This is a genomic window from Thomasclavelia cocleata (assembly GCF_900102365.1).
Taxonomy (GTDB): domain Bacteria; phylum Bacillota_I; class Bacilli_A; order Erysipelotrichales; family Coprobacillaceae; genus Thomasclavelia; species Thomasclavelia cocleata.
The window spans coordinates 1-12,529 of sequence record NZ_FOIN01000061.1 but is presented as its reverse complement, the minus strand read 5'-3'; the positions used below and the strand labels follow the sequence as shown (position 1 = coordinate 12,529).

General features: G+C 25.8%; 8 protein-coding genes and 1 other annotated feature. Of the genes, 7 read left to right on the top strand and 1 reads right to left on the bottom strand.

Going from position 1 to position 12,529, the window contains the following annotated elements; all coding sequences use genetic code 11:
- Nucleotides 1–1,029: 1,029 nt before the first annotated feature.
- The 4 genes from BMW96_RS13210 to BMW96_RS13195 all read left to right on the top strand — a co-directional run bounded on the left by BMW96_RS13210 (nucleotide 1,030) and on the right by BMW96_RS13195 (nucleotide 6,066).
- Nucleotides 1,030–1,650, top strand: a complete 621-nt coding sequence (locus BMW96_RS13210) for a GTP pyrophosphokinase (protein WP_092356876.1) — start codon at nucleotides 1,030–1,032, stop codon at nucleotides 1,648–1,650.
- A gap of 142 nt (nucleotides 1,651–1,792) precedes the next feature.
- Nucleotides 1,793–1,989: a binding site (T-box leader), on the top strand.
- A gap of 33 nt (nucleotides 1,990–2,022) precedes the next feature.
- On the top strand, nucleotides 2,023–3,951 hold the full coding sequence (gene metG / locus BMW96_RS13205) for a methionine--tRNA ligase (RefSeq protein ID WP_092356873.1): 1,929 nt from the start codon (nucleotides 2,023–2,025) through the stop codon (nucleotides 3,949–3,951).
- A gap of 504 nt (nucleotides 3,952–4,455) precedes the next feature.
- Nucleotides 4,456–5,097, top strand: a complete 642-nt coding sequence (locus tag BMW96_RS13200) for a YggS family pyridoxal phosphate-dependent enzyme (protein ID WP_092356870.1) — start codon at nucleotides 4,456–4,458, stop codon at nucleotides 5,095–5,097.
- A gap of 222 nt (nucleotides 5,098–5,319) precedes the next feature.
- Nucleotides 5,320–6,066: a sporulation initiation factor Spo0A C-terminal domain-containing protein gene (locus BMW96_RS13195; RefSeq protein WP_092356867.1), complete on the top strand. Its 747-nt coding sequence runs from the start codon at nucleotides 5,320–5,322 to the stop codon at nucleotides 6,064–6,066.
- A 348-nt stretch (nucleotides 6,067–6,414) separates the two neighbouring features.
- Here BMW96_RS13195 and spo0A read toward each other — a convergent pair whose 3' ends face one another.
- Nucleotides 6,415–7,230 (bottom strand): sporulation transcription factor Spo0A, encoded by an 816-nt coding sequence (gene spo0A, locus BMW96_RS13190; protein ID WP_092356864.1) that lies wholly within the window; start codon nucleotides 7,228–7,230, stop codon nucleotides 6,415–6,417.
- A 447-nt stretch (nucleotides 7,231–7,677) separates the two neighbouring features.
- Between spo0A and BMW96_RS13185 the strand changes: the two genes are divergently transcribed.
- From BMW96_RS13185 to BMW96_RS13175, 3 genes are all read left to right on the top strand, one after another.
- Complete coding sequence (locus BMW96_RS13185) at nucleotides 7,678–9,174, top strand: LCP family protein (protein WP_092356861.1); 1,497 nt, start codon at nucleotides 7,678–7,680, stop codon at nucleotides 9,172–9,174.
- A gap of 101 nt (nucleotides 9,175–9,275) precedes the next feature.
- A complete protein-coding gene (locus BMW96_RS13180) occupies nucleotides 9,276–10,778 on the top strand; it encodes an LCP family protein (RefSeq protein ID WP_244881325.1) in 1,503 nt (500 codons plus the stop codon).
- A gap of 157 nt (nucleotides 10,779–10,935) precedes the next feature.
- Nucleotides 10,936–12,438 carry a L,D-transpeptidase gene (locus BMW96_RS13175; RefSeq protein ID WP_092356855.1) on the top strand — a complete coding sequence of 501 codons (1,503 nt, stop codon included), beginning with the start codon at nucleotides 10,936–10,938 and terminating at the stop codon, nucleotides 12,436–12,438.
- The last annotated feature ends 91 nt before the right edge of the window (nucleotides 12,439–12,529 follow it).

Below are 12,529 nucleotides of genomic sequence, written 5' to 3'. Positions count from 1 at the left end.
TTCTACTAACGGATAAATGAAACACCAGTCAATAGAGGCTTCTAATTTTCTAACCATATGATCAGCTGGAACAAGCTCATCAATAGTACATAAAATAATGTGATCATGTTTAGTTTTATTTACTGTCATTGTCATATTAATTTCCTCCAAATGTGCACTTATATTATACCATATCATGACTTCTTTATCTTAAACAAAAAAGTCGTGGAGCCTCAAAGTTTGCACACTTGGAACGAAGTCATCCACGACCACTGATATATTATCACATAAACAACAAAATAAAAAGACTGCTGACAATTTTTTATTTGTCAACAGCCTGACGCTAGTTATGACTAGCGTTTTTTTTTGTTTTAGTTGGAAAATTTGAACAAATAAATCATTTATCTTGTGCTGTTAAGCTATTATTAAAAGATATATTGAGTCAATATAGAGTTAGAGATATTGGCTTTGATCTAATCAAAAATATCACAAGTAAACTATATTAAAAAAGGTATATATTGATATTTATAGTTGTTTTAGTTAATAAATTATTTATGTAAAAACGTCTTTATTATGATTTAAAATATTTATTATAAGATTTAAATTTAGTAATAAAAATTATAAATGTATTAAAATAAATCCTAATAGAAAAATATTTAAATAATTATAAAATCATAACTATTCTCATTAAAACTTATAAAGGTTTAATATATTAGCTTTTATAAAAAAGTGAAAAGAATTGATTTCACATTGAATCAGTTTTAACTAGATAGAATTTGTAAAACTTAGCCAAAGTTATTCTTTTAAATAATAAAATGAAGTTAAAATTTATTATTTTATATATTTAATAATTTTAGATTATTATATATTTAATGAGATCGTTTTTTTAGAAGAATTTTATTTTTAACATAAATATCCATAATTTTGATGTATTAATGATTAAAGTTGATAATATAATTATCAGTGGAAAGAGTGTTGATAGAAAGATAGAAAATATTTAAAACTATCAATATATGAAAGGAGTGTTGAGATTCTTTCTCAATTAATAAAATGAATAAAAATATAGTTAATAATTATCAATATCAATCAGACTTTGATTTATTAATGCAGCCATATAAAGCAGCAATTAAAATAGTTAAAACTAAGTTAGAAATAATAGATGAAGAATTAAAATTAAAATGTCAATATAGTCCAATTCATAATATTCAAAGTAGAATTAAATCACCAGCTAGTATTTTGGAAAAAATGAAAAGAAAAGGGTTAAAACAGAATTACCAAGGAATGTGTCAATTAAATGATATAGCTGGATTAAGAGTAATATGTAATTATATTAATGATATACATTATATTGCTCAATTATTAGTATTACATGATGATGTTATTAAAATGAAACAATCTAATTATATTCAATATCCAAAAAAAAATGGTTATCGAAGTTTACATTTAATAATAAAAGTTCCTGTATATCAAAAAAGTGGAGTACTCTTTGTTCCAGTTGAAATACAAATTAGAACAATTGCAATGGACTGCTGGGCATCATTAGAGCATGAATTAGCATACAAGGGTGCTAAAGAAACTAATGGGGATATAAAAAAACGTTTGAAACGTTGTGCAGATTTAATGGCAGAAACAGATATGGAAATGCAAAAAATATATATGGAATTGAATTAAATAAGTAAAAATTAATATTGTTTCACGTGGAACAATGTTATATAAATTATAAGAATATTATATATACAATAGGTATATAATAAAATTATGTTTAGTAGTAAAATTAGTTTGACATTAGTTTCATAGTTTGCTAAAGTAAAATAGAAAAGCAGAGATGGGAAAATGTTAAAGTGGCGCTTATAGAGACTTAGTGGTAGGTGGAAACTAAGAGTTAAACTTTATGTGATGGCCCCGGAGCTGTTATCTTGAATAATTAAAGATAAACGTTTAACTTGCGTTAAAAGTTTTGAGTGACACATTTGTGTAAAAAAGGTGGTACCGCGATAATTCGTCCTTTTATAGGGCGTTTTTTTATTTAAAGGAGAGATACAGATGAAAAATGAAAAAGATTATTATTTAACTACAGCTATTACCTATACTTCAGGTAAACCTCATATTGGAAATACATATGAGATAATTTTAGCTGATGCAATTGCTCGTTTTAAACGTCAACAAGGTTATAATGTTTATTTTCAAACGGGAACAGATGAGCATGGACAAAAAATAGAATTAAAAGCCAAAGAAGCAGGCATAGAACCAAAACAGTTTGTTGATGAAAAGGCTGCAGAGGTAAAAAGAATATGGGATCTGATGGATACAACATATGATAAGTTTATGAGAACAACAAATGATTATCATAAATTACAAGTTCAAAAAATATTTAAAAAACTATTTGATCAGGGTGATATATATTTAGGTCATTATGAAGGAAAATATTGTACAGCTTGTGAATCATTTTTCACTGAGTCACAATTAGTAGAAGGTAAGTGCCCAGATTGTGGTGGAGAAGTACATGATGCTAAAGAAGAAGCATACTTTTTTAAACTTTCAAAATATGCTGACCGATTAATTGAGCATATTGAAACCCATCCTGAATTTATTCAACCAGTATCACGTAAAAATGAAATGATGAATAACTTTTTAAAACCAGGACTACAAGATCTTTGTGTTTCTAGAACTTCATTTAGCTGGTCAATACCAGTAGATTTTGATCCAAAACATGTGGTTTACGTATGGATTGATGCATTAAGTAACTATATTACAGGATTAGGTTATGATGTTGATGGAAATCATGGTAATTTATATAAAAAATATTGGCCAGCTGACTTACATTTAATTGGTAAAGATATAGTTCGTTTTCATACTATTTATTGGCCAATTATGTTAATGGCGTTGGATATTCCATTACCAAAGCAGGTATTTGGACATCCATGGTTATTACAAGGTGAAAGTAAAATGTCAAAATCAAAAGGAAATGTTATCTATGCTGATGATTTAGTTGATATTTTTGGAGTGGATGCTGTTAGATATTATGTATTACATGAAATCCCATATGATAATGATGGTAGTATTACTTGGGATTTATTAGTAGAAAGAATAAATTCTGATTTAGCTAATATTCTAGGTAATTTAGTTAATAGAACAATTGCAATGTCAAATAAATATTTTGATGGAGTAGTTAATAATCCAGGGATTAAGGAATCAGTTGATGATGAACTAATTGAAGTTGCTTTAACAATGCCTAAAAAAGCTATTGCAAAAATGAATGAATTTAAATCTTCTGATGCTTTAGATGAAATTTTTACACTTCTTAGAAGAACCAATAAATATATTGATGAAACAATGCCTTGGGTATTAGCAAAAGATGAAGATAAAACAGATCGTTTAGCAACTGTATTGTATAATTTAGTTGAAAGTATACGTTTTGCTGCTGTTGCGTTAATTCCATATATGCCTTCTACAGCAAATAAAATTTTAGATCAATTAAATACAGATCAACGAGATTTATTGGCATTAGATAAATTTGGTTTATATCAAGCTGGCACAAAAGTTGTTGAAAAACCAGAGATGTTATTTGCTCGTTTAGATCCAAAAGAGATTCAAAAAAAAGTTGAAGTATTATATTCTGTTAAAACAACTACAAAAGAAAAAGTAACTGATAACTCAATCACAATTGAAGAATTTAAAAAAATAGAATTAGTTGTTGGTACAGTTGAAGAATGTAAAAAGCATCCTGATGCTGATAAGCTTTTAATATCTAAAATTAATATTGGAAAAGAAATAAGACAAATTGTTAGTGGTATAGCAGACTATTATACACCTGAAGAGTTTATTGGAAAAAAAGTAGTTGTAGTAACTAATTTAAAACCTGCTAAATTACGAGGCGTTGAATCCCAAGGAATGATTTTAGCTGGTGACAAAAAAGGAGTAATGGAAGTGCTTAGTGTTAAAGAATTACCAAACGGAACAAAGATACATTAAAAATAAAGAGATTATTTCAAATTAGAAAATTTAATAAAAGAATAAAGGTTATTAATTTAAATAATATAAATAAAGAGGCTGTAAATAAATGTATATGATTTACAGACCTTTTTTGTTTTTTAAAATTCACAAAATATTGTGATATTTAATTTTTTTATTTGATCATTATATTAGAATATATAACTGTTATAAGTAAAAATTAGTTTCATGTTTTAAAATTGTGTGCTTTTAATAAATATGAGAAGAGTAAAATAGTTAAAGGATTTTACCAATAGTAAGAAATTATAATGAAAATTAGAAATGCTTTATAAAAAAGTATTATATTAGGTAAAAATTTAGAATAAAACGATTTAAATATCACAAAATTATCACAAAATTATAAATAATTAAAAAATATGTTGAGAAATGGTTACAATTAGTGATACTATGGTATAGTAATTATTTTTTAAGGGATAAAGTAATTAACAGCTTTATATTAGATGAAAATGAAAGAGGGCAAAAACAATGGAGGTAAATAAATTAGAGGTAAAAAAGATAATTGATGAGCTTAAAGATGCAAGATTAGTCGCAGCGACCAAATATGTAGGTATTGAAGAAATTAATAAATTAGAAGAGTTAGGTGTAAAATATTTTGGAGAGAATAGGGTACAAGCATTATTAGAAAAGTATGAAAAATATGATGGAAATTGTGAATTTCATATGATTGGGACTCTTCAGGCGAATAAAGTAAAATATATTATTGATAAAGTTAGTTTGATTCATTCAGTAGATAGTTATTCATTAATAAATGAAATTGAAAAACAAGCTAAGAAACATGATATAGTAGCAAAAATTTTAATTCAGGTAAATATTGCAAAAGAAGAAAGCAAACATGGATTTAAAAGTGAGGAAATTGAAGAGGTATTTAGTTGTCTAAAAAATTATCCTCATATTAAGGTAGAGGGGTTAATGATGATGGCTCCAAATATTGAACCTGAAAAAACTCGAAAATATTTTAAACAAACTCAAGAGTTATTAAATGAATTAAAATTAAAATTTCCAGAATATTCATTAAATGAACTTTCAATGGGAATGTCAAATGATTACCAAATAGCTCTTGAGTATGGAGCAACAATGATAAGAATAGGTAGCGCTTTATTTATGTAATAAATCATATTTATTAAAGTTAGTACTTTTATAGGGAATAATTTTAGTTAAATTGTTTTAAAATAATGATTATATTCTTAATTTTCATAAATTAATTATATGATAATAAAAGAGAATATAATCATTATTAAAAGGATACAGTGTTTAATAAACTTGTAATATTGATTTTGGGATAAAGATAAAAAGGGAGGAGAAGTGTACAGAACACTTAGTAATTAAGAAATGAATGAAAGCGTACGCATTGTAGTTTTAATAGAGGATTATTTATTAAATGAAAGTTTAGTAAATAAAATAAATAGTAGTAAGAAATATAAAGTTGAAGCGACTTTTGAAAGTGGGGTACAGTGTTTAAATTATTTACTAAATCATGAAACTGATATGTTCATAGTTGATTTAATGCTAACTAATATTGATGCAATTGGAATTATAAATCACTTGAGAAAAAATAATTCTAAAGCATTTAAGAAATTGATATGTGTTAGTGATTTTAATTCATTAGTATTTGAGATGTTGGATAATTTACAAATGGATTATTGTTTAAGAAAACCATTTAATGTGGATTATTTTATGGAAATAATCGATAGAATATCTGAGAATAATTCGCATGATGATAAAAATAGGATGGAAACAGTAATAAAAAATGAAATATATAATCTTTTTATAGAAATGGGAGTACCACGACATTTAAAAGGATATAATTATGTTGTTACAGGTATTTATAATGTTTGTAACAATATCAATTTGTTAAATGAAGTAACGAAAGAATTATATCCAGGTATAGCAAGAGAATATGCGACTACTTCATCAAGAGTAGAACAAGCAATTAGACATGTTATAAAAGTTACATGGTTAAACGGTAATCAAGAAGTATTACAAAAATTATTTGGATATAGAGCAAAATATAAACCTTGTAATTTAGAATTTATTTCAAAGATTGTAGATATTGTATTATCAAAATATAAATACTAGTGATTAAAAATAGTTAAGTGAATTATAATTATTAAATTATGATGTAAGAATGTTAAAGCTTTTTTGATCTTATGAGGGAATATATAACTAATTTGAAGATAAATTTATGTCTATTATTAATGGTTAATGATAGATTATAGTATTTTAAATTGACATAGGGAAGTATAAAATTAAATAAAAAATACCTGATCAAAAAGGTACTAAAAAGTCAGGGCTTTCACTAATATGAAAAAATCAGACTTTTTTATTTTGTTAATTTACATAAATATTTGTTAAAAATTGCTATTTTATAAGTAAAAGGGACCTCTTGATTGAGGTCTCTCTTTGTTATATATATCAAAGATATAATTATAAATAACTGTGACGGCTAGCTGCTTTTGTTTGATGTTCTAAACGTAACTTATCAGCAATCATAGCAATAAATTCAGAGTTTGTAGGTTTAGATTTAGTAGCACTAACGGTATAACCAAAAATATCATCAATTGCATCGGTATTACCACGATTCCAAGCAACTTCAATTGCATGACGGATAGCTCTTTCAACTCTTGAAGCTGTTGTACTATATTGACGAGCAATATCTGGATAAAGAACCTTAGTAACTTGACCTAATAACTCAATATTATAATATGTAGATAATATTGCTGTTCTTAGGTACATGTATCCTTTAATATGGGCAGGAATGCCAACTTCATGTAATATTTCTGTAATTTCATTTTCTAATTTTATTTTTTTATACTTTTCAGATTCGTTTTGAGACATATCTTTAATGTCTTCTAATGATATTTTCATAATAGAATTTAAAGTAGTAGTAAAATAATTAATATCAAATGGTTGTTTAAAACAATAACTAACATTTAATTTTTCTAAACTTTCACAAATTAATGGATTAGTAAAACTTGTGATACAAACCACCTTATTATATGCACGACTATTGATCTCTTTTAATTTATTTAAAACACCAATTCCATCAATATTTGTCAACATTAAATCAATAATTAATAAATCACAATTATTAGTTGATAAATAGTTAAGGCAGCTAGTAGCATTATCACTAGTACCAACTACAGTAAAATTAGTAGTTTTAGTTAAACTCTCTTTAATATTATTTAATAATTCTTTGTTTTCTTCTAAAATATACACTGTGTATTTTTTTACATCTGTCATCTTTGTATTCCCCTTTCGTTTTAGTGACAAAATTTATTATATTTATACAGTAACAAAGAGAAAAGGCTTTATTTATATAAATTTTGAGATTTAGAAAAGTAGGGAATGAGGTTTTCTTTATTAATAAAAGTTTCGTGTTTATTCGTTAAAAAATCACGAATTTTAATGAATTTTCACGAGTGATGTCGAATCAAATTATTTATGGAAAACAAATCAATCTTACTCATCAAATCAGTTTTATAAAATTTTTTCTCCCTCACATTTTATAGTATAACACTAAAAAAAGCAGATATAATAAAGAGTAATGAATATTTTTAAAATATACAATTAAAATATTAATAATTCTTACAAAAATCTTAAATTTTCTTCTAAATTAATCATAAATTTGTATTATAAAAAATAATATGGTATTATTTAACAAAATAAATGTAAATCTAAGGAGGTCACATGAAAGAAAATAAGTTTATAAAATTTATTACTTCAAAGTATTTGATTTTAACAGTACAATTGATATCAACAATAGTGTTTACATATTTTATATTTAAGTTAGATTTAGTACCCTTAAAATATCTAACTGCAATTATGATTATATTAGGAGTTTTAATTATTATATTCTTCTTGATAATGTTAAGTGGACAAAAAAAGCAAAAAGAAGGATTACGTAGTAAACGTTCAATAATAACTAAAATTATAAGTTTATTAGTAAGTATCTTATTAATGATGGGAACAACATATACTATAAGAGGTAATGATTTTTTTGAAAATGTATCTGATGCTAAAAATCAAAAATATTTAATTTCTGTCATTACTATGAAGAAAAATGATATAACAAAATTAAGTCAATTAGATGGAAAAAAATTTGGGGTTTCATATCAGCATGATACAACTACTATAGCTAAAGCTATTTCTGATATGGAAGAAGAAATTGGTGAACAAGAACTTACTAAATTTGATGATTATTCTACATTAGCAGATGCTCTATATAATGATGAAGTAGATGCTATTGTTGTAGGACAAGAATATAAATCTATGTTAGAGGCAAAACATGAAAGTTTTGATGATGATACAAAAATTATTAAATCTTATGAATATGATGCAAAGTTGCATGTTACGACAAAACAAACTGATGTAACAGAAAAAGCATTTACAGTTTATGTGACAGGAATTGATACATATGGTAGTGTTAATACTGTAGCACGAAGTGATGTTAATTTAATTGTAACAGTTAATCCTAAGTCTAAGCAGATTTTAATGACAAGTATTCCTCGTGATTGTGAAATAAAATTAAACAAGAATGGTAAAATGGATAAGTTAACACATACAGGAATCTATGGAACGAGTGAAACAATTAGTACAATTGAAGATTTTTTAGATGTTCAAATTAATTATTTTGCAAGAACTAATTTTAGTGGAATGACTAATATTGTAGATGCCTTAGGTGGTATAACTGTGGATTCGGATTATAAATTTAAAACATTACATGGTAATTACCAAATAGAAAAAGGTATAAATGAAATGAATGGTGATAAAACTCTATGTTTTGTAAGAGAAAGATATGCTTTACCAAATGGTGATTTTGATCGTGGTAAAAATCAACAAAAAGTATTAAAAGCAATGTTAGATAAAGCAATGTCACCTAAAATCATTACAAATTTTAATAATATCTTAAGTGCAATTGAAGGTAGTTTTGAAACAGATATGTCAAGTAAGGAAATTAAGTCTTTACTTAATATGCAATTAAATGATATGTCAGATTGGAAAATATATAATGTTCAGGTTCAAGGTAAAGGGTATCAGACAAGCAAAACTTATTCTATGTGGGGAACTGAAATATATGTAATGAAACCTAATGTTAAACAAGTTAAAAAAATAAAGAATCTTATTGATACAGTTGAACAGGGTGGAACTATTGATGAAAAAGATTTAGAAGGATTAGGAAATTAAGAGAGCTTCTTTATGAAGCTCTTTCAATATATTAGACAAAAATCCCTTTGATATGACATGTTATTATGCTAAGATAAAGGGTGTTTATGAGGTGAAGAATAGTGAGAAAAAAGAAAAAAAGTTTATTTTCTAAATTAACTTCAAAAGGAATAATATTAACAGTTCAATTAGTTACTACAATTATATTTTTAAGATATATTTATGTTTTAAAAATGTTACCAGTTAAATATTATTTTAGTTTAGTAGTTATATTACTATTATTATTATTTATAGAGATGGTATGGATAACATCAGGAGCTAGGAAGAAAAGACGTACTGGATCATATAAAAGAATATTTGTAAGTAAACTAGTAAGTGTACTATTATCTGTCTTATTTATAACAGGAAGTGTGTATGCATCAATTGGTGATAATTTTATAAGTAACATTACAAGTGCCTTTATGCAAACTCGAGTTATTGCTGTATATGCTATGAAAAATGGAGATATAGAGAAACTTGATGATTTAAAGGGAAAGACTTTTGGTGTTGAAAACAAGACTAGTGTTTCTGACATTACTAATGCTTTAGCAAAAATTCAAGATAAGATTGATAGAGCTCCAGAAAAGAAAAATTATGATGATTATGTTCAATTAGCTGATGCTTTATATAAAGGGGAAGTTGATTGTATTATAGCTGATCAATCATATTTAGGGATATTAGAAACAAATCATGAAGGTTTTACAGATGAAACTAGATTAATTTATAAAATGGAAATTCAAGAGGAATTGAAAGCAGTAACTACAAAAACTGATGTAACAGGGAATCCGTTTATTGTGTATTTAACTGGAATTGATACATATGGTTCAGTATCTACAATTTCAAGAGCAGATGTTAATTTAGTAGTTTGTGTAAACCCACTTGAAAAACAAGTTTTAATGGTTAGTGTTCCACGTGATACACAGATTAATTTACATAAAAATGGAAAGATGGATAAAATAACTCATTCTGCAATGTATGGAATTAATGAAACGATACAGACATTAGAAGATTTATTAAAGCTAAAAGTTAATTATTATGCAAAGACTAATTTTAGTGGAATGATCAATATTATTGATGCATTAGGTGGTGTAGAAGTAGAGTCTCCATATGAATTCACAACATTACATGGTAATTATAAAATAAAAAAAGGTATGAATGAGATGAACGGTGATAAAGCATTGTGCTTTGTAAGAGAAAGATATGCTTTACCACATGGTGATTTTGATCGTGGGAAGAATCAGCAAAGGTTATTAAAAGCAATGTTAAAAAAAGCTATGTCACCAAAAATTATAACAAATTATAATAGTATATTGTCTGCAGTTGAAGGTAGCTTTGAAACAGATATGACAAGTGATGATATTAAATCTCTAATTAATATGCAGTTGAATGATATGGCTAATTGGGAAATTTTTAATGTACAAATTACTGGAGCAGATGATATAAGCTATGATACTTATTCTCAAAAGGGTAAAAAAACGTATATAACTATTCCTGATAAAGAGGTTTTAAGTAAAATTATTAAAGTAATTGATAAAGTAGAGAGTGGAAAGAAACTTACAGATAATGATGTAAAGGAATTAAATTAGTCGGCTGTATAAAGTCGACTTTTAAATTATAATAAATAATAGTTTTTATTGTTAATCAACTGAATTAATTGAATCAAATGATTTTTATGATATAATGGTCGTAAAATAAATATAGGGATAAAGTAAAGTGTAAAAAGGAGTATATTATTCAAAAATCATGAAAAGAAAAAGAAGAAGAGTTAAAAAGAGAATAAAAGTTATAGGAGCTGTTATTCTAGGCTATATTTTATTGTATTTTACAGTATCTATATATTATCAAGATAGATGGTACCCAAATACTAGTATTAATGGTATAAATGTATCTAATATGACTTATACACAATCAAAAGAGTTATTTGATGAGACTATAAAAAACTATGCTCTAGAAATTGTTGGTAAAGATAAGATATCATTTAAAATAAATGGAAAGGATATTGATTTAGCAGTTGATTTTGAAAGTAATCTAAAAAAGGATTTTATAAGTCATAAAAATAACAGAAGCATATTTGGTATATTTTCAAATCATAGTCATGAAATTAATCTAAATGTATCATATGATCAAGATAAGATAGAGGAATTGATAAATGAATCAATCTTGATTAAAGGTAGTAAAACATATGAAATTAAAAAATCAGTAAGTGCTCATATAGAGTATGATAATGAAACTAAAAGTGGTAAGATTGTTGATGAGATAGAAGGTAATGAATTAGATTTAAAAAAATTTAATTCATTAGTCAAGGAAACATTGAATAAAATTACTCCTAAAATTTATTTAAATGATAATAAAAAATATCCAGGTATATACAAGAAGTGTTCTGATGAGGTTGATGAAAAGAAATTAAAAGAACAACTTGAGATTTATAATAATTACCTTTTAAATTGGATTACATGGGATATGGGAGAGGGTGTAACTGAAACTATTACACCTGAAAATATAAAAGATTGGATTAAAATAGATGAAGAAAATAAAGTGACAATTGATAAAGATAGTATGGGTGAATGGATTGAAGACTTTTGCTTAAAATATAAAACAGTTGGAAAAAAACGTAATTTTACTACTCATTCTGGTCAGGTCATTGAAATATCAGGAGGTGATTATGGTTGGAGACTTGATTATGAAAAAATTGTTGATCAAGTATATAATGTTATAACTGATAAAACTAATAATCAGCTAATCAATGCATATATAAGTAATCATAGTAAAGAAAATATAAAAGCATTAACTACTCAGTTAGAGCCAGTTTATAGTCATAAAGGTTATAAAAAAGATTATGAAAATTTTGAAAATGATTGGGATACTCAAAACTATAGTGAAATAGATATAACCGAACAGATGGTGTATGTATATAGAGATGGACAACAAGTATTTTCAAGTAAATGTGTAACAGGTATGCCACCAACTGAAGATCGAATTACTCGTACAGGAGTATGGTATATAAAGGAAAAGATGCCCGAAAAAATATTAGTTGGAGAAGATTATAGAACCCCATCAAAATTTTGGGTTAGAATAATGTGGACTGGTACAGGATATCATTATCTTGAACGTAGTGATTGGGCTAATTGGTCACCAACACTTTATTTAACAAAAGGGTCTCATGGATGTATAAATCTGCAATATGAGGATGCTAAAACTGTATATGAATTAGTTAGAATTGGAGATCCAGTGTTTATTCATTATTAAAAGGGGCTGTAACGAGTAAATAACTCATTTCAGTTTCAAAAAAACGAAAAAAAACACGGTCATCCGTGTTTTTTGGTATAATGTTAGTTAT

What these genes read in the sequence shown, in the direction of transcription:
- BMW96_RS13200 (WP_092356870.1), top strand. Translation starts at nt 4,456, where the DNA reads ATGGAGGTAAATAAATTAGAGGTAAAAAAGATAATTGATGAGCTTAAA.
- metG (WP_092356873.1), top strand. Translation starts at nt 2,023, where the DNA reads ATGAAAAATGAAAAAGATTATTATTTAACTACAGCTATTACCTATACT.
- BMW96_RS13210 (WP_092356876.1), top strand. Translation starts at nt 1,030, where the DNA reads ATGAATAAAAATATAGTTAATAATTATCAATATCAATCAGACTTTGAT.
- spo0A (WP_092356864.1), bottom strand. Translation starts at nt 7,230, where the DNA reads ATGACAGATGTAAAAAAATACACAGTGTATATTTTAGAAGAAAACAAA.
- BMW96_RS13175 (WP_092356855.1), top strand. Translation starts at nt 10,936, where the DNA reads ATGAAAAGAAAAAGAAGAAGAGTTAAAAAGAGAATAAAAGTTATAGGA.
- BMW96_RS13185 (WP_092356861.1), top strand. Translation starts at nt 7,678, where the DNA reads ATGAAAGAAAATAAGTTTATAAAATTTATTACTTCAAAGTATTTGATT.
- BMW96_RS13195 (WP_092356867.1), top strand. Translation starts at nt 5,320, where the DNA reads ATGAATGAAAGCGTACGCATTGTAGTTTTAATAGAGGATTATTTATTA.